This window comes from Paenibacillus sp. J2TS4 (assembly GCF_018403245.1).
In the GTDB taxonomy this organism is placed as follows: Bacteria; Bacillota; Bacilli; order Paenibacillales; family NBRC-103111; genus Paenibacillus_L.
This window is the reverse complement of sequence record NZ_BOSH01000013.1, coordinates 153945-179571: the sequence shown is the minus strand read 5'-3', so window position 1 is coordinate 179571 and position 25627 is coordinate 153945. Positions and strand designations below refer to the sequence as shown.

At 47.9% G+C, this 25627-nt stretch carries 25 protein-coding genes, 2 pseudogenes and 1 CRISPR repeat array; of the genes and pseudogenes, 5 read left to right on the top strand and 22 right to left on the bottom strand.

Annotated elements, in window-relative coordinates; all coding sequences use genetic code 11:
- Nucleotides 1-366: 366 nt before the first annotated feature.
- A pseudogene (locus tag KJS69_RS30330) lies at nt 367-573 on the bottom strand (FIMAH domain-containing protein); the annotation flags it as partial.
- A 486-nt stretch (nt 574-1059) separates the two neighbouring features.
- Here KJS69_RS30330 and KJS69_RS23115 point away from each other — a divergent pair.
- From KJS69_RS23115 to tnpC, 4 genes and pseudogenes are all read left to right on the top strand, one after another.
- On the top strand, nt 1060-1518 hold the full coding sequence (locus KJS69_RS23115; RefSeq protein ID WP_249730676.1) for a DUF6431 domain-containing protein: 459 nt from the start codon (nt 1060-1062) through the stop codon (nt 1516-1518).
- Between the two features lie 196 nt (nt 1519-1714).
- Nucleotides 1715-1831 carry an IS66 family insertion sequence element accessory protein TnpA gene (tnpA, locus tag KJS69_RS30495; protein ID WP_483874565.1) on the top strand — a complete coding sequence of 39 codons (117 nt, stop codon included), beginning with the start codon at nt 1715-1717 and terminating at the stop codon, nt 1829-1831.
- Between the two features lie 196 nt (nt 1832-2027).
- Nucleotides 2028-2246 carry an IS66 family insertion sequence element accessory protein TnpB gene (gene tnpB, locus KJS69_RS23105; protein ID WP_213586152.1) on the top strand — a complete coding sequence of 73 codons (219 nt, stop codon included), beginning with the start codon at nt 2028-2030 and terminating at the stop codon, nt 2244-2246.
- A gap of 373 nt (nt 2247-2619) precedes the next feature.
- A pseudogene (gene tnpC, locus KJS69_RS23100) lies at nt 2620-3258 on the top strand (IS66 family transposase); the annotation flags it as partial.
- A gap of 53 nt (nt 3259-3311) precedes the next feature.
- Nucleotides 3312-4616: direct repeats of the CRISPR family, unit length 32 nt; unit sequence ATTTCAATCCACTCCCTCACGTAGAGGGAGAC.
- Between the two features lie 164 nt (nt 4617-4780).
- Here the strand turns inward: tnpC and cas2 are convergent.
- The 7 genes from cas2 to cas3 are packed head-to-tail and all read right to left on the bottom strand — an operon-like array spanning nt 4781 to nt 12702.
- Nucleotides 4781-5071, bottom strand: coding sequence for a CRISPR-associated endonuclease Cas2 (gene cas2 / locus KJS69_RS23095; RefSeq protein ID WP_213586151.1), 291 nt, complete (start codon nt 5069-5071; stop codon nt 4781-4783).
- Between the two features lie 2 nt (nt 5072-5073).
- Nucleotides 5074-6108, bottom strand: a complete 1035-nt coding sequence (gene cas1c / locus KJS69_RS23090) for a type I-C CRISPR-associated endonuclease Cas1c (protein ID WP_213586150.1) — start codon at nt 6106-6108, stop codon at nt 5074-5076.
- On the bottom strand, nt 6105-6764 hold the full coding sequence (gene cas4 / locus KJS69_RS23085) for a CRISPR-associated protein Cas4 (protein WP_213586149.1): 660 nt from the start codon (nt 6762-6764) through the stop codon (nt 6105-6107). The genes cas1c and cas4 overlap by 4 nt, the downstream gene beginning before the upstream one ends.
- A complete protein-coding gene (gene cas7c / locus KJS69_RS23080) occupies nt 6754-7617 on the bottom strand; it encodes a type I-C CRISPR-associated protein Cas7/Csd2 (RefSeq protein ID WP_213586148.1) in 864 nt (287 codons plus the stop codon). Before cas7c ends, cas4 begins: the two co-directional genes overlap by 11 nt.
- Nucleotides 7592-9523 carry a type I-C CRISPR-associated protein Cas8c/Csd1 gene (cas8c, locus tag KJS69_RS23075; protein ID WP_249730679.1) on the bottom strand — a complete coding sequence of 644 codons (1932 nt, stop codon included), beginning with the start codon at nt 9521-9523 and terminating at the stop codon, nt 7592-7594. Before cas8c ends, cas7c begins: the two co-directional genes overlap by 26 nt.
- 30 nt (nt 9524-9553) lie before the next feature.
- Nucleotides 9554-10249 (bottom strand): type I-C CRISPR-associated protein Cas5c, encoded by a 696-nt coding sequence (cas5c, locus tag KJS69_RS23070; protein ID WP_213586146.1) that lies wholly within the window; start codon nt 10247-10249, stop codon nt 9554-9556.
- Nucleotides 10250-10278: 29 nt separating this feature from the next.
- On the bottom strand, nt 10279-12702 hold the full coding sequence (gene cas3 / locus KJS69_RS23065) for a CRISPR-associated helicase Cas3' (RefSeq protein ID WP_213586145.1): 2424 nt from the start codon (nt 12700-12702) through the stop codon (nt 10279-10281).
- A 919-nt stretch (nt 12703-13621) separates the two neighbouring features.
- Between cas3 and KJS69_RS23060 the strand changes: the two genes are divergently transcribed.
- Nucleotides 13622-15256: a ribulokinase gene (locus tag KJS69_RS23060; RefSeq protein WP_213586144.1), complete on the top strand. Its 1635-nt coding sequence runs from the start codon at nt 13622-13624 to the stop codon at nt 15254-15256.
- 391 nt (nt 15257-15647) lie between these two features.
- On the opposite strand, the gene KJS69_RS23055 is transcribed toward KJS69_RS23060, so the two are convergent.
- The 14 genes from KJS69_RS23055 to sigY form a co-directional block, all read right to left on the bottom strand.
- Entirely contained in the window at nt 15648-16385 is a 738-nt protein-coding gene (locus tag KJS69_RS23055) for a Cof-type HAD-IIB family hydrolase (protein ID WP_213586143.1), read from the bottom strand.
- Between the two features lie 36 nt (nt 16386-16421).
- The gene (locus tag KJS69_RS23050; RefSeq protein WP_213586142.1) at nt 16422-16844 is read right to left on the bottom strand and encodes an NUDIX domain-containing protein; all 423 of its coding nucleotides are present in this window, start codon (nt 16842-16844) and stop codon (nt 16422-16424) included.
- A 74-nt stretch (nt 16845-16918) separates the two neighbouring features.
- Nucleotides 16919-17632 carry an MgtC/SapB family protein gene (locus KJS69_RS23045; RefSeq protein WP_213586141.1) on the bottom strand — a complete coding sequence of 238 codons (714 nt, stop codon included), beginning with the start codon at nt 17630-17632 and terminating at the stop codon, nt 16919-16921.
- Between the two features lie 131 nt (nt 17633-17763).
- Nucleotides 17764-18252 carry a GNAT family N-acetyltransferase gene (locus KJS69_RS23040; protein ID WP_213586140.1) on the bottom strand — a complete coding sequence of 163 codons (489 nt, stop codon included), beginning with the start codon at nt 18250-18252 and terminating at the stop codon, nt 17764-17766.
- 7 nt (nt 18253-18259) lie between these two features.
- Nucleotides 18260-19705 (bottom strand): Asp-tRNA(Asn)/Glu-tRNA(Gln) amidotransferase subunit GatB, encoded by a 1446-nt coding sequence (gene gatB, locus KJS69_RS23035; RefSeq protein ID WP_213586139.1) that lies wholly within the window; start codon nt 19703-19705, stop codon nt 18260-18262.
- Nucleotides 19706-19720: 15 nt separating this feature from the next.
- Complete coding sequence (gatA, locus tag KJS69_RS23030) at nt 19721-21178, bottom strand: Asp-tRNA(Asn)/Glu-tRNA(Gln) amidotransferase subunit GatA (protein WP_213586138.1); 1458 nt, start codon at nt 21176-21178, stop codon at nt 19721-19723.
- 43 nt (nt 21179-21221) lie between these two features.
- Nucleotides 21222-21509 carry an Asp-tRNA(Asn)/Glu-tRNA(Gln) amidotransferase subunit GatC gene (gene gatC / locus KJS69_RS23025; RefSeq protein WP_213586137.1) on the bottom strand — a complete coding sequence of 96 codons (288 nt, stop codon included), beginning with the start codon at nt 21507-21509 and terminating at the stop codon, nt 21222-21224.
- A gap of 398 nt (nt 21510-21907) precedes the next feature.
- Nucleotides 21908-22285 (bottom strand): ATPase, encoded by a 378-nt coding sequence (locus KJS69_RS23020; protein WP_213586136.1) that lies wholly within the window; start codon nt 22283-22285, stop codon nt 21908-21910.
- 212 nt (nt 22286-22497) lie between these two features.
- Entirely contained in the window at nt 22498-23277 is a 780-nt protein-coding gene (locus tag KJS69_RS23015; RefSeq protein ID WP_213586135.1) for an ABC transporter permease, read from the bottom strand.
- Nucleotides 23274-24179 (bottom strand): ABC transporter ATP-binding protein, encoded by a 906-nt coding sequence (locus KJS69_RS23010; protein WP_213586134.1) that lies wholly within the window; start codon nt 24177-24179, stop codon nt 23274-23276. The genes KJS69_RS23015 and KJS69_RS23010 overlap by 4 nt, the downstream gene beginning before the upstream one ends.
- Complete coding sequence (locus tag KJS69_RS23005) at nt 24179-24382, bottom strand: PLD nuclease N-terminal domain-containing protein (protein ID WP_249730675.1); 204 nt, start codon at nt 24380-24382, stop codon at nt 24179-24181. The genes KJS69_RS23010 and KJS69_RS23005 overlap by 1 nt, the downstream gene beginning before the upstream one ends.
- A complete protein-coding gene (locus KJS69_RS23000; protein WP_213586133.1) occupies nt 24372-24605 on the bottom strand; it encodes a sigmaY antisigma factor component in 234 nt (77 codons plus the stop codon). The genes KJS69_RS23005 and KJS69_RS23000 overlap by 11 nt, the downstream gene beginning before the upstream one ends.
- Entirely contained in the window at nt 24602-24973 is a 372-nt protein-coding gene (locus KJS69_RS22995) for a DUF5345 family protein (protein WP_213586132.1), read from the bottom strand. The genes KJS69_RS23000 and KJS69_RS22995 overlap by 4 nt, the downstream gene beginning before the upstream one ends.
- Nucleotides 24963-25493 (bottom strand): RNA polymerase sigma factor SigY, encoded by a 531-nt coding sequence (gene sigY / locus KJS69_RS22990; RefSeq protein WP_213586131.1) that lies wholly within the window; start codon nt 25491-25493, stop codon nt 24963-24965. The genes KJS69_RS22995 and sigY overlap by 11 nt, the downstream gene beginning before the upstream one ends.
- Nucleotides 25494-25627: the final 134 nt, after the last annotated feature.

The window sequence follows — 25627 nt, the reverse complement described above, 5'->3', positions numbered from 1 at the left end:
TTATTCCCTTTAAACACCCACTATTTTTCGGAAATATCAGATTATTCAGATTACTTCTCGCGATACTAAAGCTCAGATTCCTTTTTTAACATTTGAAAAAATTAGATTTGTCCTCCCCCCTCGAGCCATCGTTAAGTGGATTGGAACCATACCAAGTATTGGATATTATATTTCATAATAGGCAATTGAATTTCATTCGTCCATATAGCTTTTCGTCATGAAACATATACTTATTTTCCTATAACTCTTGGAGACCTCTTCTATCTTTTCTTCATGCACAACTAATTAACCGGATTCCATTTGCATTAATGGAATCCGGTTGAAGAGTCACGGATAGATTACGCTTTATATTGCATGCTGTTTATTTCATTCCAATATCCAGGACCCGAACCAATTGTTTATAGTTTGCTCAATAGTTTCTTTCGCTTCGGGAGAAATGTGTTCCTGCATCGGCTCGTTATTCAAATGCCGGATAAAGTCCTCCATATGCTTCTTCGCTTTGTCGAGAGAACCCTTGCTGCAAAAATGCTCTGCTTGACTCAGGCTGTTCGTCAACTGCTTCGCCAGAGGGCCTCTAAGTCTTTCCGCTCAGGATCTGTTCATCCGTGACATTCAGAAGCGGGTCCGTCCCACGTCGGATATCCAACTCATAAGTGTCGCTTGTTGTAGAATGGGGATCCGATCGAAGCGACAAAATAATAGCTTATCGTATCACGGCCATTGAAATCCGCGACCGTCAGGTCCCGATTCTCCGGTTTTCCAATCCAAAAGACGAAAGCGTTCCCTGGTTCAATTGTTGCCGCTGAAGCATAGTGCCCGAAAGCTGACGGTATTGCCTGTCCAGAGGTTGACGAATAGAAAGGAAAAAGGATGCCTCCATCAGAGTGATCTGTTGGCGCAGACCACTGGAGACATCCCCACTCACAATATGATCATTGTATCAAATTACGAGCTGGTTGAGAATACAACTGGCGTTTTTTGTTCGGTGTGCAGTAAGGGTGCCTTCACCATGTTGTTGGAGAAAAGCTTAAAATCATTGGAAGTCGTAATCGTACCTGTTTGGATGCTGCCGGTGAAGCAAAGATACTGCGTATTCGCAGACTTTGTTGTTTGAACTGTGGCACCATTCATGTGTTACCGTACAAGCGTTATGAATCTGCATGTGTGGAGGAAGTCCTCTCAGATACGGTTGCCACACCTGCGGTGGCCGCAGACGATTCAACGTTGTATCGCTGGCGCGGCTGGTTTAACGAGCAAGTGACTTATCTGCTAGGATGTTTAACCTCCATTGCGATTCGCTTTCACCAAGATCCTGCGAAGAATTCGTCCACCTCTTCACAGTCTGCACACCATAGAATTGAACACCTGGTTGGCGATGCCGCTGGATGGCTGGCACGAACTGTCCGTCCCGTCGCCAACGCAAATTTATGGGTACAGACCGTTCTGCATTCTTGTCCAAACCTCGCTTGGGTAGACTCGAAATCGAAGTCTAGCAAAGGCAGGTGGAGGAAAGAATGAAAGATCAAAAGAAAGCCGAAGCGATCGCTGTGGAGCGGATGCAGATGCTGTCACCGCTCTTAGCAGAAGGCGTAGTACCCAGCTCAAGTTAAAGAGCTCAAAGCACGTATTTGTGTAAGCGTCAAACCCAACCCACCTTCAATGCAAAATAAATTCATGAGAGAATAAGGGCAACTTCGTCATAGGTGGTTGCTTCATGACCACGAAAGAACAACGTCTACAGGATTGGCAGGCTCGTATTGCAGATTACCAAGCCAACGGGCTTACGATGGCAGCATGGTGCCAAGCTCACTCTTTTTCCAAGAACAATTGAAATATTGGATACGAAAAACGAAAAACCTCGAAACTTCTTCTACCGAATCAACTCTCCGCTGGTTGCCTCTTTCCGTTTCACCGGATGTACCACTTGCGACATCTCCTCTTATCGTTCGCATCGGACATGCAAATAATGAAATTAACAAAAACTTTGATCCGCACTTGCTTCGTCAAGTCGTGCAGGCGTTGGGGGCATGCTGACGTTGCCCGACTCGCTTCGCGTTTACCTCGCCTGCGGTCCGACCGATCTGCGAAAGTCGATCGATGGCTTAGCCGCACTTGTGCAAGAAGGCTTCAAACTCGATCCATTCTCGCCAAGTTTGTTTGTGTTCTGTAACCGCGAATGCAATAAACTCAAGATTCTTTATTGGGAGCATAATGGGTTTTGGCTGTTTTATCGCCAATTGGAGTGAGGAACGTTTCAATGGCCGGTGGATCATACGAGTCCCCGGCTCATCTCCAGTCGTGAACTCCGTTGGCTGTTGGATGGTCTTTCACTGAATCAGCGGCAAGCGCATCCTAAGGTAACCGCGGAAACAGACATTTAACAATATCTGTTTTCGCTGTTTCGCCATACCTTTAAATAGGATTGGGCAGCGTTTTGTCGAAATTGATTAGGTATGGAAAATCAAACGAAACCGACATCCCTTACAATAGAAGAATTAACCGAACAGAACGCTAAACTGGCCCAACAAAACGCAGAACTTGAAGCCAAACAAAAGTGGTACGAGGAGCATTTTCGCCTTGCCCAGCAGAAACGCTTCGGTGCTTCGAGCGAGAAGACGCTATTCTGGCTACCACAAAGTGCAGAAAGTAACACTCGTGGGCTGTTGGGCTCATGCGCGAAGGAAGTATGACGAGGCGTTAAAAGCCATGCCGCCTTCCCAGGACAAAACGGGAACCGTCGCTGAGCAAGGATTGCAATTTTGTAATCAGCTATTTGCGATTGAACGCGAGTTGAAAGATGAATCACCGAAAAAACGCTTTACCATCCGTGAAGAGCGAAGTCGCCCTGTTCTGGATGCTTATTTGGAGTGGCTTCGTCATCAACGATCCCGTACCTTACCGAGAAGCAAGCTTGGAAAAGCTATCACCTACAGCCTGAACCAGTGATAAGCTAACGGCATTCTTGAAGGACGGTCGGCTGGAGATCAACAACAACCGAAGCGAGCGTTCCATCAAGCCTTTTGTGATTGGAAGAAAGAATTGGCTTTTTGCGAATACTCCACGCGGTGCAAAAGCAAGCGCGACAATCTACAGTGTGATTGAGACAGCGAAAGAAAACGGACTAAATCCGTTCGAATACCTGAAGTATTTATTTGAGCGACTTCCCCAACTATCTGATCCAACAGAACCCGAAGATCTGGACAAGCTGATGCTTGGTCAGCATCACTGCCACTAATTTGCCAAGTATTTAAATCATAAAAAAGCATAACTTAGCCCTCATCTCGTTGAACAGGTGGGGCTATTGTTTACTTATTTCAATCCACTCCCTCACGTAGAGGGAGACTCACCTACATAGCGGACTTTCATGTGTATTGGGAATTTCAATCCACTCCCTCACGTAGAGGGAGACAAGGCAATAACAAGGCATCTTGGGACATAATTTCAATCCACTCCCTCACGTAGAGGGAGACGCGCTGTTCATCATCGGTCAACATGTACCGCTTGATATTTCAATCCACTCCCTCACGTAGAGGGAGACCACGCAGAACGAAACTATGGAGTTTGCCCATGCAATATTTCAATCCACTCCCTCACGTAGAGGGAGACATTCTGATTTTCGGGAATTAGCTCAACCATAGGCATTTCAATCCACTCCCTCACGTAGAGGGAGACCGGCATTAAACCTTGTAAGCCTGACTTCTCTTTACGATATTTCAATCCACTCCCTCACGTAGAGGGAGACCTGTGGATTAATTATCTCGACCTTATAGTTTCACTTCATTTCAATCCACTCCCTCACGTAGAGGGAGACGTCCCACAACCGTTACCACATAAGCATAACCCAAGGGGATTTCAATCCACTCCCTCACGTAGAGGGAGACATTTTCACATCCAAGCCCGCTTTGGGCTGACGTTTATTTCAATCCACTCCCTCACGTAGAGGGAGACTCCACTTGCTCCGGGATCGTCTGGAGGGTTTAAAGTCATTTCAATCCACTCCCTCACGTAGAGGGAGACTAATTCTGATTTTCGGGAATTAGCTCAACCATAGGCATTTCAATCCACTCCCTCACGTAGAGGGAGACTGGTAATCCTGTCGGATGAACGATTAGACAAACTTGATTTCAATCCACTCCCTCACGTAGAGGGAGACGATGTTTGATGATGATGATGAGGATGGTTTCTTCATAATTTCAATCCACTCCCTCACGTAGAGGGAGACGATATTTGAGATTCCGTTGGTCGAAGGGGTTAAGCATTTCAATCCACTCCCTCACGTAGAGGGAGACCTAAACGGTCAGAGTCGGCCTTAAGACCATCACAATATTTCAATCCACTCCCTCACGTAGAGGGAGACAGAAAGAAAAAGTGAAACAGATAGAGGACATAGAAATTTCAATCCACTCCCTCACGTAGAGGGAGACACTATATGAGATCCATTTCCACTCGCATCTATCTATTTCAATCCACTCCCTCACGTAGAGGGAGACATGGCTATTCGCGGACAAATGTTGATGACAAGATTTCAATCCACTCCCTCACGTAGAGGGAGACCTCCAGGCTAATGACCTGCAGCTGGTTGAAATTTCAATCCACTCCCTCACGTAGAGGGAGACCGCAATATCTTGCGCACTCTTAATATCCACACACAAGATATTGTGTTAATCCTAATAATTAAATGTATATTTTCTATTTTCAGTTAACAAAAACGACTAAATCAGTCATAAATACCGGAAAACCTCCCCGGGTTTTCATGTTTACTTCAGGTTTTCCAGCACCATTAAAAGATAAGCGGGTCTTCCACATTGATCGTTTCCTTGGCGCCGATATGCTTTACTTTATTGCGATATTGATTACCCAACTGGTAGATCCGAATACTGTCAACCTGCTCGTCAATCACCTTCATCAGGTCCATTTCCAACCTCTTTTTTTGGGTCGCATCCACGATGCATTCAAATACAGAATTTTGAACGCGAACGCCATATTGCTCACAGATCTTGGCCACTCTTCGCAATCTGGCTGCTCCGCCGTCAGTGGTAATCGCCACATCGTAGGTTACAAGGACTAACAAAGCTATCCCCTCCACATAAATGGGGGATAGACATCCAGATCATGGCGCAGATATCTGGCCAAGAGCAACGATTGGACGTGCGGTAGCAAGCCCCACTTGATTTTTTCTTTTAGAAACGGATGCTCGATCTGAACATTCTTCTGCTCCTGCCATAGCTGGAAAAACTTTTTTCGTCCTTCGTCAGTGAGTAGACAGGCGCTGTTTTCCTTCACCCTGAAATCATTGGCCTTCATTTGCTTGCGGTTGATCAGGTTCAAAACAAACCTATCGGCCATCACAGGCCGCAATTCCTCCATCACATCCAAGGCCAGCGACCTTCGGCCCGGTCGATCCCGATGCAGAAAACCTACGTAAGGATCAAGCCCTACACTCTCCAGTCCGGACGTCACCTCATTGGCCAGCAAGCTATAAGCTAAGGAAAGCAAGGCGTTGGTCCGATCCATCGGCGGTCTTCTTGATCTGCCTCGGAAAAAGAACGACTCCTTCTGTTGCAAAATCAAATGATCCCAGATCTGAAAGTAGCGGGATGCAGCTTCTCCTTCTAGCCCTCGCAATGATTCCAGATTGTTAACCCGCTTCAGTCCATCAATCCTGCCACTCAAATGTGCAATCGTTTCATTCAAAGTGTCAAGTTCAATTCGCAAGGCATGAGATTTTCGGACTTGCTTCAGCAAATGGATCGTATTATACACTTTGCCAATGATAAAATTTCGGGCAATCTCTGTACTGCGCTCTTCATCGTCCGACCATCGATACTGCGTTTTGCGCAGAGTTACATTGCCATCAATCGTGCCTGTGATTCTCGCCCGGAATCTGCCGTTCTGGTTAAAGAATGAAATGCTGATCTTGCGTTCTAAGCATGCTTCCATCAGTGCAGGACTGATTCCTTGGTGGCCAAATGTACAAATCCCCTCCAGGTTGTTCAAAGGGACCTTCGCAATCGATTGCTGATCAACCAGCAGATTGATATTTCCGCCTGATAGAGCCAGATAACAATTCGGGATCGTCACGTAGATGACATTTTGCATCTTCTTCACAAACGCAACATCCTTTCTATATAGGCGGATGCTTTTTCTTTACTCAACAGTTCAGGCAAACAAATATGCCGCAGCGAACATTGCTGGCAGTGCTTGCCCGTCTTTACTTTGGGGGTATGCCGTTGTCGGAAGTATCTGTGCATCTCCGTTGTAATGTCCCGCACTTTATTTCGGAGTTCCTCTGTAATGGCCACTTCCTCGCGTCTTCGAGTCTCATTGTAATAAAGATACGCAACGGGGATCTGCGGATGAACGAGCATTTCTTCCAGACACATCACTTGCGCGGTTAGCTGCAAGCGATCCGCATCATGAATTTTGGTTTGGCCGCGTTTGTACTCTACAGGATGAACGAGATAAGTCCCCTCTTCTCCAGCGATCGGCACGCCCTCAGGATGCTGAACGCATTCCACAACGTCGCAGATCCCGCTAATTCCCAAGCTTGCGGATTGAAGAGGGAGGGCTCGCACAATGAGCAGCTCTCCCCTTTTTTCCCGGATCATGGCGTTGTCTGCACGCTCATGGATCAGTTGACCCTCCAAGGTCAGCACATTGTCCTGCCATTCCTGCTCGACATGGATTAACGCCCATTGTCTGCGACAGAAAACAAAATGCTGAATGCCGGACAACATAAGAAAGTCGTCTTCGTTATAGACCATCGTATACTACACATGGCAGGCCATCCAATGTTTCTATCGAAATGTCATAGTCGTCAATCGAATGAACCTGTTCGGCTTGTTTATTAATCTTCAATGCGCGATGAACCTTGGCCGATGAATACTGGCCAATTTTGGAGGAATGCCTCCACCACAGCACCTTGTGGACCTCCATGCTTCCATCGGGTCTCGCGGAAGAAGCGTCATTGACAAAGAGTGTGATCAAAGCCTGCCTGATCTTCTCGGCATCCGCTTCGGTGAATCCCGTCTTTTCTGCCAACTGCGGGTTGATGCTGCCATGAAAAACATAGACGCCAAAATCGACGCGATGCTTCATCCCCATCGTATCCGAGGTTTTCTCGCCAGGATTTTTTTCATTGGTGATAGAATTGACACTCTTGGTAATCTGCATACTGGTGACATCTACGGGGTCCAGACTGGTTGCGGTATGAATCGATACCGGGCCCCGCACACCGATCGATAATTTATTTCCCTTGAACGCAAATACTTGTCCAAAGGCCCGCACATCAAACCACTGCTGACATGCGAGATCTGCCGCGAGATCTTCATCGGCTTTTGCGTCGTTGAGCAGCTTTCTCAGTTCTTCCACCGATTCGGCCCGATCCTTCAAACTGCGATAGCCATCATTTCTTCGTTCATCCGGCTGGACAAAGATGGATTCTCCCTCGTCCTGCAGCCGGTTGCGTATTTTACGTTTGAGCGCCACATCCGACACTTCGCCATGGCCGATATAATCCTGACGAGGTCGATTGCCGTTCAGCGGATCTCCATTGGGATTGGCTTTGCTTACTGTAAAAACAACCGAGAAATCAATTTTGTTCTGCAGCACTGTCATCCTTCTCTACCTCTTTCTTTTTATATAGTTCCTGAACCTGACTGCTGTAGCCTATTAAAAACAACGGTGATAATGCCGTATTGTTCATATCCGACTCGCGGATCGACGATTCAACTTTTTGTATCAAAATCTGATAATTCGTTGCCTTCTTCCCCATCCGATTGAAATAAGGCTGCAATTGTTTGCGGATCACCAGCCATGTTCGGGCCGGACGATTGGCAAAAGCATTGAAATAACGCGTTGCATTGGTGGCGCGATTTTCTTTCTGTTCGCTCAAAATCCGGCTTTCCATTACTTCCGCAATCCCCAGTAAGCGCCCGAACAAATAATCACGGGATTTGTTTTCCACGTCCAAAGCCACGTTCAATCCCTCCTTTTCATACATTTTATTGATGAGCGCGCATGCGATGTTTAAGGTGGCTTCCCAGGATTCCATCGTATTTTTAAAGCTTTCCGGATTCTTCACACGTTCGAAAATGGCGTAAACGATATCTTTGGGGATCGCCTGTTTCTCGACAATGCAAGGCAGCAGCCTGGTATACAGTTCCTTCTTCACCCTTGCATCGGCTTTCTCCCCATATACGGCCTGGGAAATTCGGTAAGTCGAAGGCGTACCTGTGTACGCAATCACCCGATTATGTTCGTCTTTGGTGATCTGCAGCCAGCGGCAGGTTTCATGCCAATGCGTCAGATTGTTCAAATAAAGCTTGCTGTCGACTTCCTGGTAATAAACAATCGACAAGCGTCCTGTCGTGGCCGCATCCAGCGCCATGACGATCGTCTGATCAAAGAAACGGCTCTCGAAGCTGTGGGCCAATCCCTGCAGCGCCTTGGCCACCTGATTGGCTTCAACGATTCCTGTGCCTCGTCTGCGTTCATCGTCTTCCTTCCGGTCGCCGGGACCTTGCAACGCCGTCAGCAAATCGAGCGATGACGCGAACACATCCGTTGCGGTATCGCCGAGCTTCCTGAATACGACAAAATATCGGGAATCGACATAACTTCCTTGACGTTGAATGAGCCAGCGCAAGGCATGGTGCGCCTTCTGGGAGGCGAGATAACCAATCTGAACCGCTTCCTCAGCCTCTTTCCATTTACCGCGGAAGGTATAGCCCTGATCGTCGTTGGCCGATATCAGCTTGGCGTTGTCGCCTGCATTGCGAATTCGCGCGCCATGCTGGGTCGTCGGCACCTCATACTCGCCTGTGGCATAACACAGCGATTTGTGCTTGTCCCGGATCAGCACCTCATTCGTGTACTGCGTAAAGCGCTGGAAGAGCTCTTTGTCCTCCCATATATCCTTGTCTGCCGGGTGAGACTTGACGACTGTAAAACGGACGCCGATATCGAAGATGGTTTGCTGCAGCAACTGATATAGCGGCGGTTTCTCCGTGTTCAATATCTGAGACGCACGATTGTCCCACTTCTCAACGAGTTTCCCATCCGGATACTGCCAGATCCATCCCGCTGCGATGAGATCCTGAATGACTTGCCCCTTGGCTACATATTTTGTGACCGTAATGACTTTGTGGTGGGCGTAAGCCGAGCTCGCCCAATGTTCCATTTGCTCCAGGTATTTGGCAAAGTTCTCGTTTCGCTTGGCATTGGTGCCGAATTTTATGTAATCGCCCGCCACATAGAACAGCTTGTCGTGAATATAGTGAGGCGCTACCTTGCTCCCGGCGCGATTGGCCGAATCCAGCGACATCGGCGTGATCGTTCGCCCATCCTCCTTAGGCACAACTTCCGCTTTATAAAACTCGCCATCGGCCGTCACGGTAATCGTCACTTGCACTCCTTGCGTCATATGCGCAATCGGCAGTAAGGTGAAGCGCTGCTTGTTACGAACGGCAAACTCCCCTACCTCGCCACTGTTCTCATCATATACAGCTCGAAGCTGTTGCATCCAGGCCACGGCCTTTCCTCCTTTCCCACCCTATTCTTCGGTGATCAGTCGCATATTTTGCCCCAATACAAACGACTTTCTGTCCATTTCCTTCACCGGCCGCACCCATTCACATTGCTCCGGCCGCGGGAAGGCAATGACCCCGTTGACCATTTTAGCTGGCCACAGACGTGTTTCCAGCTTCGCTTCGCCCGTTTCATCCGGGTAGTTGAATCCATGAAACATCGGTCCAAAGGCAATCTCCCCATAGTCGTCATAGTAGCTTGTACCGGAACCGAAGACGGCGTACTCGACGTAGCCCTGGCATTCCCGGGTTCCAAGGAAGATATCTCTTCTCCCTCCCTTTAACACAGCTCGTTTGGCAATATGATGATGCTTCTCCTCGATCCAATCCGCTTGCAAATCCGGCCGATGACGGTTGAATTCAAAATGAGCCCGCACTTGATAGCTAGGATTGCGCAAATAGGTGTAGTAAGCCAGATCATTACTGCTATCCTGATATTTGATTGGACGCGCCCCTTTGACCTCGGTTTGAATCGGATGCAGGACTCTTACTTCATCCACAATCCAGGTAATGCTGGGTTTCCAGTAAATCGATTCCGTTATCCCTTTGAGCGCTTCGTAAGTCGGCACCTGATAGGTAAATTTTTCACCGCCAATCTTGGTGATCGGGTCGGTAAACAACGCATATTTGCCATGGACGACATACTCGATCTGATTGCGCATGGGAATCACCTCCTCATATGTGCTCGTTTTCAAAAGGAATACAACGCAGCCGAACCGCCGCCATCGATGGCCAATCCATACTCATTGTCATACGCCTGTTCATCGAGATAATAGATGCTCTTTCCGTATAAAGCGTGGATCAGACCGGCCTGACTGAGCTCGCGCAACGTTTGCGAAAAGACGTTAATGCTGTATTGTTGAGCCTCTTTGATCAGTGAATTGAATAGGGGCAAATCCCGGATCTCTTCATTCAACTGCACGATGATTTCTTTGCCCCGACCATAAGGAACAAGAACGGTAGTTGTCGGAGAATCGATCGCTTGGAAATGCGCTTCTAATGTTTTATACATGGAAGGCAGGATCGTCTTCTGATACTCCTTGAACAACTTGTTTTCGTCAATCAATTCGATCAACTCTCGCTGCAATTTGGGATGTGTCATCCGGTTCAGTTGATGCAGCTGATGGTAATAATATTGGTAGTAGCGCCGGATCGAATCCGGATGCAGCAATCGGTCCCTATAAATAGGGTCATTCAAAATATAGTCCATGGTCACGGCTTTTCCATGCTTGATCTCCGGCAAACGAGTCAAATGCTCGTCGGACACATGGACCAGATAGACGTAGCCGAGTTCCTTCTCGCCATGGCGATTGCATCGTCCGGCTGCCTGGGCAATCGAGTCCAGTCCGGCTACCGCTCTCAGCACGGCTTGAAAGCTGATATCCACCCCCGCCTCGATCAATTGCGTGCTGATGCACAAAACGGGTTCTCCGGATTCCAACCTCTTTTTCACCTTATCCAGAATAATCGTTCGATGCGCCGGACACATCAGTGTGCTAAGGTGGTAAACATGAGTCGCGCCCTTTTCGGTCATCGCTTCGAACAACTGCTGCACGCTCTTCTTGGTATTCAGAATTACCAGCAGAGAAAGATGCTGCTCGTACAGTTGCTGCACATAGTCGGCCAACGGCCCTTGATCCAGACCGGCCAGAGCGTGATCCTCCAATCGAAACTTCACCCGTTCAAAGGCATCGATCACCTGATTAAGCTCTGCAACCATTTCTTGGTCCGTCGAGAGATAAAGTGGATAACGCATATCAGCAACGGCAGGCTGTGTCGCTGTACACAGCAAGATGCTGCTGCCGCCAATATAGTGCAGAAAGTTCACCGCTTCATTGAACAAATGGTAATGCTGGAAGGGCACCGCCTGCACCTCGTCAAAAATAATGACGCTGTTCATCAAATTATGTAATCTTCTGGCTTTTCTCGTTCCTTTCGCATAGAACGCATCCAGAAACTGTACCATCGTGGTAAATACAATGGGGTAGTCCCAGTTGTCTCTGGCCAATTGCAGTTGTTTGTGGAGTGATTGACCATAGTAATCAAAATCATGATCCAGCAGTTTGTCATCAATGACATTGCCATGGTGCTCCAATACACGGGTCTGGTTTCGGATGATTTTCCGAACAGCATCCGCATTTTGTTCCAGTATAGTCGTGTAAGGAACCACATAGATGATGCGATCCTTTTGTTCCTGCAGCGCATGCTTTAATGCGTACCGCAAGCTGGCGAACGTCTTCCCGCCCCCAGTCGGAATCGACAAGGTGTATATGCCCGCCGGCCGAGCCGCCCAATCATCGCATTGAGCGGACATCCGGCTGCGCAATTGATCGATGTCGCTCTCGCTTCCGCCCGTCTCCCACTTTACCACCTGCTCCATCAGATGCCGATACGATTGTTGAAAGAACGGCTGAGCATCTGCCTGCAGCGGGCTGCGATCATTTTCTTCAAACCTTCTGGTATTGGTCCGGTCGGCATCGATCAAACAACTGAACACCGTCTTCATAACGAAGCTCAGACTGAGCAGCAGGGGATAGTGTTGGAACTTTCGATGCAACTCTAGCAATTTACCCAAGATGAGTTCCATTTCTTGGGTGGACTTACGCACCAATCGTTTTACCCTAACCACATTTTCATGGACTTGCTCAAAGTTATGGACCACTTCCTCATAATAGGGCAGTTCCTTCTCACGCACTCTTCTGATAAAGTCTGAACTGCCATCCTCCCCGATAAAATCTTGAAGACCGGAATGGTGGGAGAGAATCCCCATTCCTACAACCTCTACTACCAGATTTTGCGCCCACTGTGCGATGCTAAGCTGTTTACCGGTATCATGAATATAATAGTTTTCATACAAATATCTGGCTCCAGCGGTGGAATGGTCGATATAAGGCGATAGTTTATCCTTGTTAATCACTACTTTGTGAAGATAACTACTGAATTCGCACATCCATTTACCCATATCGTGAAGAAAACCACTTAACTCCGCCATGTTCTCCACTTGCAGCTTCCTGCCAAATTCCTTTGCCAACACTGCTGTTTCGTCTGAATGTTCGCCAACCATTTGAACCGCAAAATCAGTCTCTCTAATATGAGCAGCAAACGTCAGTCCCATCACATCCTTGATAGATATATTGATCAATAGAAGCGCTGATAGACTTGCATAGGGACAAATAGAGCGTTATGTTAATAAGTCTTTAGAACTAGCCAATTAGATCCTATTATACGTAATCTAATAGTAAAATACGACAAAAAATAGTATATTCAAACAATATTTGTTTCTAAACCTTGGCTGCTGGTCTGCAATCCTACGCAGCCATTCGCCAACGCATCGATTTGCAGTACAAGCTGTCTCATTATGATCGTGCTCAAGCAGGGGCCTATGTGAAACGCCATTTGACGTATGCGGGAGCAGGAGATTTTTTCAGATGGAGCGATCGATGACATTTACCTTTTTTCCAGCGGCTCAGCGAGATTGATTAACAAGGTCTGTACACACTGTTTGATGTACGGATCACAGAACGGACATCGCATCATTGATGATCATATGGTCAAGCGCGTTATCCAGGGAGAATTGTCTTGATTCTCCCTTTTCCTCAATGAAGGATGGACAGCTTGTCCGTCGCCAGCAGGACAACTTACACCGTCAACCTCTGGATATTATGCTTTAGCAGTAACATTCAATAATCAAATCTTCGGTGACCGGCCAAATCAAATCATCCACATTTTCAGGATATCGGTAACGGATCGCATAATCCTTTAAGTTAATCTCTTGATCGCCCTGAACGACTAACCATCCACTACATAGGACTTCCCTCCCTTCTCGCTCGAAAAACCGCTTACAATGTCATGGTAGACGGATTTTCCATTCCAGTTTTAATAAACACAAGTAAGGATATGTTTATACATTCACACTAACGCGCGTTTTTGCTTGTATCAATGAATATAATTGCTTATTTTGGTTTAAATCAATTGATTTTATGCTCGTTTAGACTTACTATATGGGTTAAAGTGCTTTCAAAGGGGAGATTCGGTTGAAATACGCCATCGGGATTGATTTCGGTACCTCTTCCGGCCGGGTCCTGATCGTGAATGCCTATACAGGCAGCATCGCAGGGATCAGTGTATGCCCATATCAACACAAGGTTATTGAAGAAAGGTTGTACGAACAACCCATTCCAGCAGGCTTTTCCTTACAAAATTCGAAAGATTATATGGATGTATTGAAGAATGGAATCTCTGAAGTTTTATCCAACGCGAAGATAGACCCTAAAGATATCGTAGGAATTGGGATAGACTTTACATCATCTACGATGATGGTGACGGATGAACATTTCGTGCCTTTAAGCTGGAAGGAGGAGCATCGGCATAACCCCCATGCTTATGTCAAGCTTTGGAAACATCATGGAGCGAGTGACGAGGCGAATCGAATGATGGAAGCCGCAGCCCCTGATTTACATCGCTATCTCGGAAATTATGGCTTGAAGGTTAACAGTGAATGGATGATTCCAAAAATATTGGAACTGAAAAATAAAGCTCCCGATATTTTAAAAGAATCGGCTTATATCATAGAGGCGGGGGATTGGATTGTCTCCAAGTTAACAGGGGGGAATGTAAGAAGCAACTGCGCTAGAGGGTATAAATCATTTTGGAATGAATCCGACGGGTTTGACTTTGAGTTTTATGAAAAAACAGATCCTGATTTGCCAGATATTATCCGGGCGAAATGTGATGGAGCCTTAGTTAAAATCGGACAGCAGGCCGGCTTATTAACACGGGAAATGAGTCAATGGCTGGGGCTCCCGGCGAATATTCCGGTAGCGCCTGCAATTATTGATGCACACTCGGCAGTGCTCGGGGTCGGCTCCACGGAACACGGTCAGTTCACTATGGTGATGGGCACCTCTACCTGCCATTTGATGTTACATCAGGAGCAAAAACAAATTCCTGGGATTTCGGGAAGTGTCCGGGATGCGATTATTCCCGGCTTATATGCTTATGAAGCGGGCCAGTCTGCTGTAGGGGATTTATTTGAATCGGTCGTTAATCAGGTTCCCAAAGAATATGCGGATGAAGCGCAGCAAAGGAACCTATCCATCTATGATTTGCTGGAGATGAAAGCCTCCCGGAAAAAGGTCGGGGAAATAGGGGTAATCGCCCTGGATTGGCATAATGGAAACCGGTCGCCGTTAAGTGACAGCGATCTGACAGGGGTCATTATTGGTCAAACCCTGCATACCAAACCAGAGGATATTTACCGGGCTTATATGGAAGCCACGGCATTTGGCACCAGAATGATTATGAGTTCATATGAAGAATACGGATTACAAGTCAATGAAGTATTTGCCTGCGGAGGATTGCCACAAAAAAATAGCTTACTCATTCAAATATATGCCGATATATTGAATAAACCTATTCACATTTCAAATAGCGATTATGCCCCAGCTATCGGTGCAGCCATCTTAGGAGCCGTAGCCGGGGGACAATATGAACAGGTAAGAGATGCCGTGGCTAACATGAAGCAACCTTTGTTAAAAACCGTTCTGCCTATCCGTGAAAATGTAGAAAAGTATAACGGATTATTTCAAATTTATAAGGACTTACATAACTATTTCGGAATCGATAACCGAAGGATCCTGGGCAGCTTGCAGGAGATTGCGGAGCGCTGAACTAGCTTAATCGCCCTGGTCCATGCTAATCCGAGATCCCATCGGTTCACACCGCTTATTGGCCCACGCTAATCCGATCCACCATCGGTTCACACCGCTTATTGGCCCCTGACGATTACGGGGCTTAACGCAATTGACATGCAGAATAGCATGTCAATTGCGAACTTCCGCTAAATAAAGAGGAAGACGTGCAAAAATACACGTCATTCCCCGAAAAGAGCGAAAAATTGGCCAAATCGTTAAATTTACATGCACATTTGCTTGTCTTTAGCTGATTTCAACTAAAATCTGTTCAAAGACCTGCATTTTTGCTTGTCACCGATCCCCTTCTCCAAAGCCCGTCCTCGTTCATCGGATCGCAGCTTTCCTGCTCTCGTAAACATTATCCATGTTAGTTTAAAAGAAAATCTTGAATAGCTTTGGCAACGCCATCTTGTTCATTGGTGTCTGTTATCCGGTCGGCGACACGTTTTAATCTTTCCTCACCATTTCCCATGGCAACACCTAATCCAGCGGTTTGGATTAACTCCAAGTCATTGATATTATCGCCAATAGCCATCACTTCGGACATTTGTATTCCTAAATGATCACAAATGGTTCTAATTCCCGTTTCCTTGGAAACCCCATTTTGGGATATTTCAATGTTATGGGCTGCAGACCATGTTATTTTTAAGGTTGGGCAGGTTTGCAGCTTTTCTCTTAATGAGTTCACAACCTGCTGGTCTGGATGACTCATTCCAAATTTGAGAAAGTTCATCTCAAACATATCGTCTGTCCATTCTGCAGACCTTATCAGTTTCTCATCATTATAGCCCCAAAAGTTTACCCCCGCTTTGGTTGCTTCTGCATGCAACATGCGAATATCTTCTTGGCTAATATAATACCGCTGCAAAAGCTGTTCTGGTTTTTCCCATAGCTCAGCCCCATTGGCTAATACCATGGGAGTATCTAGACCAAGCTCCTTGCGGATATGTTCCACTCTTTCCCGACCTCGTCCGGTAGTGATGACAACCACTACTCCCGCTTTATCAGCTCGGCCTATCCATTCTTTATTTTCTTCTGATATTTCTCCCTCGGGATCCAATACGGTTTCATCTAGATCAAGAGCCAGCAGCCTGTAATTTATCATGCTAACTTCTTCTCCTCCTTATCCGGCATTGCAAATTTATTCATGCTTCTGTTGGAGGCGAAATGACCTCAGGAGGCGATCGACCTGTTCCAGAAGATCACCCTCCAATGGCCGCCAACGAACCTCCTGTAAAAAAGGAACTTCCCAGCCCTCATATTCGGGATCATGGCCTAGCGTGAGCTTGCCATGCTTGGCCTCAGCCAAAAAGGACACAGTCGATGCGTAGCCTTGCCATACGTTATGAAAGCACTCCATGCCCAGACGCTGCTGGATTCGGATCGACAGGCCTGTCTCTTCCATCAGCTCACGCTCGACAGCTTGTTCCGGACTCTCTCCGGCTTCAACACCGCCCCCTGGAAAGCACCAGTAATGTTCTGAGATATAATGATCATAATGACGCGCCATTAAAATATGGCCTTGGTCTATAATGACCGCTTGGGCCCGCTGTCTTCTAATCATCTCTTTTCCCCCAAATCACGTTGTCCGGCATCAGGCCACCCATAAAATACTCTATCCTCTATCTCCCGTCCAGATTAAGCTGTTTCTATACCCACTCTTTCCATCCCCGGAAGCAGTTTCATTTCCTCCGTAACCTCAATTAACAATTCGGGCTTGGATACCCGGATCAGAATGGAAAGAGTCAATCGATCCGGACGATCCGCCGATTCTGATTGCTCCCAATCGCTTTCCTCCATAGAGATCTGTCGGATCGCAATTCCCCTTCTTTCCAAGTTAGCGGAAATATGTGCCAAAGTCCCTTGCTTCTGTTTAGTCACCAGTTTCAACCAGTAAGTCTGTTTATTCTCAAAATATTTCTTTTCTACAATATTAAGGGTCCATAAACTAATAAGAACAAGAGCCGTCGACAGGAAGGAAGCATAATAAAATCCGGCTCCAACGGATAAACCGATAGCTGCGGCTACCCAAAGCGAGGCCGCCGTAGTTAATCCCATAACAGAAAAACCGTTGCGGATAATCGTTCCCGCACCCAAGAATCCGATTCCCGGAATAACTTGAGCCGCCAATCGCGCAGGGTCCAAGCGAACATTCCCCTCATCCACGAACGCGGAAAATCCGTACATGGAGAGAAGCATGAGCAAGGCCGAGCCGACACAAACGAGAATATGAGTCCTCAGTCCGGCCGGATGATTATTCTTTTCCCTTTCGAGTCCAATCAATCCGCCGAGAAAGAGGGCCAGAATAAGACGAAGCGTTAAATCAAAAGGCTCGATATGCCACGGATCCAACGGGAAAACCTCTCCTTTCTCGCTGTAATGTTATCTAGTATATGATATAGTCGCCGATGCCTATGCGGCACCTCTTGGGACATGCCTGCACACAAGCTTACAACAAAACAGCCGGTATCCCGGCTGTTTAATTAGCAATTCTGGCTGTCTATTTCTTCGGTTGTCCGCTTCATTAACCGGAGCAGCACTACTCCGGGGGCAACCTCCTGTGAGCCTGCCTCTGCGTAGCCATGCTTTTTGTAAAGCCGGATAGCCGGCTCATTCCCGACAGCAGCCGTGAGGCAGAAGCACGCACAATCGCTCTCCATACGTTCGACAAAGCGCAGCAACTCCGAAGCGATCCCTTGGCGGAAATGGCTGGGGCGAACCATCAAACGGCAAATCGTGACGGTATCGCCCGCCCTGTCATAAGCAATCGCTCCCGCTAATTCTCCGTCCGGGCCTTCCGGGAAGAAGCCGTAGAAGCTCTCCCGCGATTCCTGCAAGGACGCTATCGTTTCCTTCAACGGCGGAATATCGAAGAATCCGATCCTGTCGGCTTCCACCATATAAGCTTGCATTTGCAGTTGCAGCACCCGGAGAGCTTCTTCATTATGGTTGAACCGAATCTGTTCGATCATCCTGCGCTTACTGCTGAAGACGCTCCATGATCAGCTTGTTGACCAGACCCGGATTGGCTTTGCCTTTGGTCTCTTTCATCACTTGGCCTACCAGGAAGCCGACGGCGCGGTCCTTACCGGCCTTGAAGTCAGCTACGGATTGCGGATTGCTGTCGACCACCTTGTCGACAATCGCTTTGATGGCTCCTTCATCGCTGATTTGGACCAGGCCTTTTTCCTCGACAATCTGCCCGGGTGCTTTGCCAGTCTCGACCATTTCCTTGAAGACCGTCTTGGCGATCTTACTGCTGATCGTTCCTTTCTCAATCAAGCCGATCATTTCGCCCAAGCCTTTGCCGGTAATCTTCACATCGGACAATTCCAGACCGTTGGCGTTCAAATAGCCGAGCAATTCGCCCATCATCCAGTTGGAGACAGCCTTGGCATCCTTCGTATAGCCAAGACTCTCTTCGAAGAAGTCTGCCAATTCCTTGGATGAGGTAAGAACTCCGGCGTCATAGCTGGGAAGTCCGTATTCGCTGGAGTACCTTGCTTTACGCGCATCGGGAAGCTCCGGAATCGAATCGCGGACCTTCGTTTTCCAATCCTCGTCGATATGGAGCATAACAAGGTCCGGATCTGGAAAATAACGATAATCGTGAGCTTCTTCCTTGCTTCGCATCGAGATTGTTTTGCCCTGGGCTTCGTCCCACCGGCGGGTTTCCTGTACGACCTTCTCTCCTTGGTCGAGTACCTCCGCCTGACGAATTTCTTCGTACTCCAGTCCTTTCTGGACTCCGCGGAACGAGTTCATATTCTTCAGCTCGGCCTTGGTTCCGAACTTCTCTTGGCCGTATGGACGAAGGCTGACGTTAGCATCGCAGCGAAGCGATCCTTCCTCCATCTTCACATCGGACACTTCGCAATATTGCATGATCGCCTTCAGCTTCTCCAAGTAAGCCCGGGCTTCTTCAGGAGTCCGGATATCCGGCTCGGATACAATCTCGATGAGAGGAGTTCCGACACGGTTAAAGTCTACTAATGAAGCATATCCGCCATCCACGTGCACCAGCTTGCCCGCATCCTCTTCCAGATGGAGACGGGTAATTCCGATGCGCTTCGTCTCGCCGTTCACTTCAATTTCGATCCAGCCGTGTTCCCCGATTGGCTTATCAAACTGGGAGATTTGATATGCTTTAGGAGAATCGGGATAGAAATAGTTTTTACGGTCGAATTTCGTATCCGTCGCCACTTGGCAATTAAGCGCCATCGCAGCTTTCATAGCGAACTCTACCGCTTGTTTATTCAGAACCGGCAGCACGCCGGGATGCCCGAGGCAGATCGGACAAGTCTGGGTATTGGGCGGCGCTCCGAACGCAGTCGAGCAGCCGCAAAAAATTTTCGATTTCGTATGAAGCTCAACGTGAACTTCCAGCCCGATCACGGTTTCATATTTTTTAGCTGTGGTGGTCATCAGTTTCGCTCCTTCCTACAATTGCGGACGCAGCTTATGGAATTCGGTGTTTTGCTCAAAAGCGTGAGCGACACGCAGCACCGTAGACTCGTCCAACGCTTTGCCGATCACTTGCAGCCCTATGGGCATCCCGTTCACCAGACCGCAAGGCACGCTAATGGCGGGAATTCCAGCCAGGTTCACCGGAACGGTCAAAATATCGTTCAAATACATCGTGAGCGGATCATCCACTTGGCTGCCAATCTTGAAGGCCGGTGTCGGAACGGTAGGTCCAACGATCACGTCGTATTTGGCGAATACATTGTCAAAGTCCTGTTTAATCAACGTCCGAACCTTCTGGGCCTTAACATAATAGGCATCGTAATACCCGGAGCTTAGAGCGTAAGTTCCGATCACGATTCTCCGTTTAACCTCCGGACCAAAGCCTTCACTGCGGGAAAGATGGTACAGTTCCATCAGGTTGTCCGCATTATCCGATCTTTTGCCGTAACGAACCCCGTCAAAGCGGGCAAGATTGGAGGAAGCCTCCGATGAAGAGATAAGATAGTAAGCAGCTACCGCATATTCCGTATGAGGAAGGGAGACTTCCTCCCAGACAGCGCCTTGAGCTTCCAGTACCTTCAGTGCGGAAAGTACGGATTCTCTAACTTCGGGAGCTACTCCTTCTCCCATATACTCCTTGGGCACAGCAATTTTAAGCCCTCGAACGTCGCCGGTCAAAGCGCTGGCATAGTCGGGGATATCCACTTTGGCGGATGTAGAATCAAGCGGGTCATGTCCGGCGATCGCCTGCAGCACATAGGCTGCATCTTCCACGTTCTTCGTCATCGGACCAATTTGGTCAAGAGATGATGCGAAGGCAACCAGACCATACCGGGAGACAAGCCCATAGGTTGGCTTTAAGCCGACAATTCCGCAGAAGGAGGCGGGCTGCCGAATCGAACCGCCGGTATCCGAGCCAAGGGAGAAATAAACCTCTCTGGCCGCCACAGCCGCCGCCGAGCCACCGCTTGAGCCGCCGGGGACGTATTCCGTATTCCAGGGATTATAGGTCGGATGAAAGCCGGAGTTTTCATTCGAGCCTCCCATAGCGAATTCATCCAGATTCAATTTACCCATCAGAACGGCTTGTTCTTTTCTCAGCTTTTGGACCGCAGTCGCGTCATATATTGCTGTATAATTGGAAAGAAACTTGCTGGCGCAAGTCGTAAGCGTTCCTTCCGTCAGCATGTTATCTTTAATCCCGGCCGGGAGTCCGAACAGAAGTCCCCGTTCTCCGTCTGAGCCAAGCTGCTCGTCCAATTCGCGGGCGTTCCGCTTCGCATTTTCCTCATCGACATGTAAAAAGGCTTGGATGGTACCGTCCACTTCACCGATTCTGCGAAGCGACTGATCCACCAGCTCGGTTACGCTAAACTCCTTGCCGGCCAGTCCTTTATGTATTTCTTTTAAAGAGCGATCCAATAAAGACAACTCCATGTCCTCCTTTCAAATTTCAGCCGAATGATAAGCTGGTTTATTCCAATATAGCCGGGACTTTGAATTGCCCATCTTCCTCATCCGGTGCATTAAGAAATACTTTCTCCAGAGGAAGGGACGGACGAACTTCATCCTCCCGCATAACGTTGGACATCGGAACGACACGGCTGGTCGGCTCGACGCCATCGGTATTGAGCTCGTTCAACTGTTCTGCATACTTCAATATGGCATTAAGCTGCCCGGTAAAAGTTTGTTTTTCCTCCTCGGTCAAATCGAGTCGGGACAGTTGGGCGACATGCTCCACATCCTGAATGGATATACTCATCTTGTGCGACATCCTTTCTATGTGCAATCATTCTTATTATTATATCTTACTTGTTTTTCTAACTCAATCACAGCTTTCCTTCCACCCCCAGGGACTGGGCGATGAGAACATGCGTCGGGAATAACTTGTCGGGATAAGACTTGTAACGATAAGGAGACCGTAAAGCGTCAGCGCGGAAAAGCATCTGCACAATATATCGAAGGTGCAGCGCAGGCAAAGGAAGCGTTGGACCAGATTAGCACGGCAAAAAAGGCATGCTTCCAAAGAATGCGTTAAAGTATTCTTTAGAAACACGCCATGGATTACGGAAAGAGCTTTCTTAGCGAAGGCTGACTATCCATCTGGATGGGCCCCGCTATCCAATAGCTGGCTGGTCACCAGATTGTGAAGGTTGCTGATTATATCCAGGCCTTCAGATTAATTTGCTTGATAAAATCTTCCTGAGACATGACTTCCTTGTCGCTTTCCGTCTCCAGCACCAGTTCCTCGCCATTCAGGACGCGGCGGAACAGCTCTTCATTCTTCGTAGCCAAGGCAAAATCGATTAAGGCTTCCTTCTCTATCCGGTCCGCTTCCTGCTGGATCAGCACTTCCTCCAGTTCAATATCCGCAGCCGGCACAAAGTAATGTTTATTCATCTTAGGAACCCGGATGACATAATCAAAGACGTTATCTGCGTTGCGGTCATAAGCGATGATATATCCATATTCCCCTATCGGCAGATTCTGCTCGAAGCTATCGTCTATTATACATATTCTTTGACCCAATCGAAGCATTGTTCTCCCCCCTTGCTCCCAAGCTAGCCGATCTGAAAGCGAATGGCAGAAATGATAATAGATTATGGACTCTATCCTACTAAAAAAAGAATACCGTGTCCAATGGAAATTGTACATCTCCTGCTTAAACTGCAGTCTTACTTTAATTATAATCTATTATTTGCTTAATTAGACCCGGTTTGCCATGTTCGTGTAACAGGGGAGGATTTCAATTAGTCCAACAGCTCCTGATTGCGGAATATTAGCGTTGAGCTGACGAGCAAAGCGACGATGATGACGAACGTGGAGAGCAAGGGCAGCCACAACCCGCTCGGCAGCGCATCTGAGACTAGCAGCTCGCCCGCGTAGTCCCCCATTCTGGAAGGACTCCATCTCATATATTTTTCCAACAATCCCGTCGCCATCATAAGTCCGGCCGATACGACGACGGCAAGAAAAGCTATTCCGCCGTTTCCTTTCATGATCACACTAAAAAATAAGGTAACGGTAATGACGAAGGCAAGCCATAGCCCATAGGCTAAAAAGCTTGAAAATAAGCGGAGCGGATCTATACCGCCAATAAGCACTTCCGTATAGTACCCTGCCGCAGCCAAGCCTAAAAATAGCGAAACCAGCATCAGAACAATAAGGGATGCCCATTTGGCTGTAATCCATGAAGCCGCCGGCACCGGACGCACCATGATGATGGCCGCAACCCCGCTCTGCCTTTCGCTGGAAATCGCCCCCATCGAGACAAGAATGAGAATGAGCAGCCCGAGAATGCCGAATTGGGAGAGTGTCTGAACCATTATTTCTCCCCCGGACAGAAGAGGAATGTCGATCTGTGTCCCGGCAGGCAAGCCGCCGTAGTTTTCTAGAAGCTGAGGGGTATAATAGGTGACCAGAGGCTGCATCGCTCCCAGGACGATAAACACGATCGGCACCCACAGCCATCTGCCGTTACGCCACATTTCGACCATCTCTTTGTTAAACAAAACTAACCACTGAGTCATGAATTCACCGCCTTCACGAATAAATCCTCCAGTGTCGTCCGCGCCACCTCGAAGCGGCGTACCGGAATCCGGCGTTCGACGAGATCAGCGAGAACCGCCATTTTGGCTTGCGCCAAATCAGTCACCGTCACCTTGGCTGTATCGTGATGACAATCAACGGAATCTATGAATGGATAGCGCGTAAGGGATGCCGCCCAATCCTCCAAGAAAACATCAGCCTCCACGATCAGAAGCGGCTGTTGATAGTCCTGGCGAATTTGCTCAAGACTGCCTGACAGGCTGATTTCCCCTCGTCTCATAATCATGATGTCGTCACTTATTTCTTCCGCATCATGAAGGACATGAGTGGAAAATAAAACGGTCGTTTCGCGTTTGATCTCTCGTATCAGCTCCAGTACTTCCCTTCTTCCGAGTGGGTCCAGCGCGGAGACAGGCTCGTCCAGAATAAGCAGCTTCGGACGGTGGATCATCGCTTGCGCAATCCCAAGCCTCTGCTTCATCCCGCCCGAAAAACCGCCGATCCGCCGCTTGGCTGCCTCCGTCAATCCTACGATCGTCAGCACTTCCTCTACCCGCTGCCGCAGCTTTTTTCCCGTCATATGCGTCAGCTTCCCGGCATACTCCAGAAACTCCCTCGCGCTCATCCATTTATAGAAGGCCGGGTACTGAGGCAAGAATCCGATCCATTCCCGAATATCTTTTCCCTCATACTCCGGAAAACGGACCGTTCCTTCGCTAGGAGCCGCCAGCCCTGTCAGCATTTTGAGCGTAGTTGTTTTGCCGGCGCCGTTAGGTCCTAACAATGAAACGCAGCGTCCCTCCTCGATGAAGAAAGAAATCCTTTGGACCGCTGTTAATTTTCCATATTGTTTGGACACGTTGTGAACTTCCAGTAGAGCCACTAATCATTCCTCCTCCCAATGACAAAATAAAGAACAATTCCGAGAATATTCCCACAAACGATAATAATAAGCCACATCCATTTAGGCCCGTTGGTCTCCTCGGTTCTGGCCCAGTGGATAATAGCGGCGAGCAGCAATATCGCATACAACACCAATAGGGGAGCGATAAGTCCCCAAGGAACGTCATTAAAGTCATTCATCATTATCATTTCTCCCCCTCGTTCTGCGGAAAATCTTTCTTACAAAAATGAGATACATTATACTGGGCAAAGGCAGGCTGATCAATCCCCAAATTCCCCATAACCATGGATAGCTGTCTCTTTTTCTGGCATCGAGAAACAGCCAGGTGCTCTGCACCAGCAGCAGCACAATCATAAGTATGAGGACCGGAAGGGGCGGTTCCGTATAAGTAAAGGTCAGCTTCATGCCCCCACCTTCCTTTTCCGTCTTGTTACCCACAAAATGACGGGAGCGAGCGCACTGACAAATATTTGAAAGTAAATATAGACGGAAGGCGTATTCAGCATAACGGCTGCGGTTCCCGCTAGAACGATGACCGCAATTGTAAAAAAGAGCAGCAAATCCAACAGCAGCTTTCTCTTCAGTTCCTTCCGATGCTGTAAAACCTGCTCCTGAAACCAGTGAATTTCCGGGGGGAATACCGGAATGGACCGATCCAGCTTCTCCAATCCTTCCCGCAGCTCTGCCAACAGAGTCTCATCCTCATATTCGCTCTCCTTATCCTGATCTTCCGCTCCGTGAGGCGTTAGCCTGCCTGTTCGTCTATCCTTCATCTGGTCTCAACTCCTTCCTTAGCATTTTTAAGCCATTGAACACTCTGGATTTAGCCGTTCCTGCCGGAATGTCCATCATTTCCGCAATCTCATCGTACGCATACCCGTAATAATGCTTTAGAATGATTGGAATTCGAAAGTCATAAGACAGCTTGTTTAACGTGTCCAACACTTCCGGCCAATCCTCTCCTTGTTGACTCAGGTGCCAATTTATTTTTCGCATTGCCGTTTCTTGCTTCAACCAAAGCTTCTCCCGCTTTTTTCTACGAAAATTATCAATGTATAATCGGGTAGCAATGGTCAGAAGCCAGGAAGAAAACTTGGATTGCCCATTGTACAGCTTAATTTTCTCTATCGCTTTGAGCATTGTATCCTGGGCGATGTCCTCGGCTACATGAGGTTGAAGTGTAACTTTGATCAGATAGTGCACGACTGTAGAATAATGAGTCTGCAGCAGCTTAGCGAGTGCCTGGCTGTCTCCCGCCTGGGCTTGCCGGATCCATTCTTGCTCATTGGACAATCCTTCCCCTCCTTTCTAGAGACTACAGATGCAACAGTATACCTTGATTGCTGCCATATAGCAGCTAAAAGTCTTTATTAAACTATAACGTCTCCTTGAATCGTTGAGATATAACCTTCTCCCGCAAATTCCCC

Excerpts from the sequence above, each read along its gene's own strand:
- tnpA (WP_483874565.1), top strand. The coding sequence starts at position 1,715 with ATGACCACGAAAGAACAACGTCTACAGGATTGGCAGGCTCGTATTGCA.
- tnpB (WP_213586152.1), top strand. The coding sequence starts at position 2,028 with ATGCTGACGTTGCCCGACTCGCTTCGCGTTTACCTCGCCTGCGGTCCG.
- cas4 (WP_213586149.1), bottom strand. The coding sequence starts at position 6,764 with ATGGTCTATAACGAAGACGACTTTCTTATGTTGTCCGGCATTCAGCAT.
- cas7c (WP_213586148.1), bottom strand. The coding sequence starts at position 7,617 with ATGACAGTGCTGCAGAACAAAATTGATTTCTCGGTTGTTTTTACAGTA.
- cas8c (WP_249730679.1), bottom strand. The coding sequence starts at position 9,523 with ATGCAACAGCTTCGAGCTGTATATGATGAGAACAGTGGCGAGGTAGGG.
- cas5c (WP_213586146.1), bottom strand. The coding sequence starts at position 10,249 with ATGCGCAATCAGATCGAGTATGTCGTCCATGGCAAATATGCGTTGTTT.
- cas3 (WP_213586145.1), bottom strand. The coding sequence starts at position 12,702 with ATGGGACTGACGTTTGCTGCTCATATTAGAGAGACTGATTTTGCGGTT.
- KJS69_RS23055 (WP_213586143.1), bottom strand. The coding sequence starts at position 16,385 with ATGATAAATTACAGGCTGCTGGCTCTTGATCTAGATGAAACCGTATTG.
- KJS69_RS23050 (WP_213586142.1), bottom strand. The coding sequence starts at position 16,844 with ATGATTAGAAGACAGCGGGCCCAAGCGGTCATTATAGACCAAGGCCAT.
- KJS69_RS23040 (WP_213586140.1), bottom strand. The coding sequence starts at position 18,252 with ATGATCGAACAGATTCGGTTCAACCATAATGAAGAAGCTCTCCGGGTG.
- gatB (WP_213586139.1), bottom strand. The coding sequence starts at position 19,705 with ATGACCACCACAGCTAAAAAATATGAAACCGTGATCGGGCTGGAAGTT.
- gatC (WP_213586137.1), bottom strand. The coding sequence starts at position 21,509 with ATGAGTATATCCATTCAGGATGTGGAGCATGTCGCCCAACTGTCCCGA.
- KJS69_RS23020 (WP_213586136.1), bottom strand. The coding sequence starts at position 22,285 with ATGCTTCGATTGGGTCAAAGAATATGTATAATAGACGATAGCTTCGAG.
- KJS69_RS23015 (WP_213586135.1), bottom strand. The coding sequence starts at position 23,277 with ATGACTCAGTGGTTAGTTTTGTTTAACAAAGAGATGGTCGAAATGTGG.
- KJS69_RS23005 (WP_249730675.1), bottom strand. The coding sequence starts at position 24,382 with ATGATGAATGACTTTAATGACGTTCCTTGGGGACTTATCGCTCCCCTA.
- KJS69_RS23000 (WP_213586133.1), bottom strand. The coding sequence starts at position 24,605 with ATGAAGCTGACCTTTACTTATACGGAACCGCCCCTTCCGGTCCTCATA.
- KJS69_RS22995 (WP_213586132.1), bottom strand. The coding sequence starts at position 24,973 with ATGAAGGATAGACGAACAGGCAGGCTAACGCCTCACGGAGCGGAAGAT.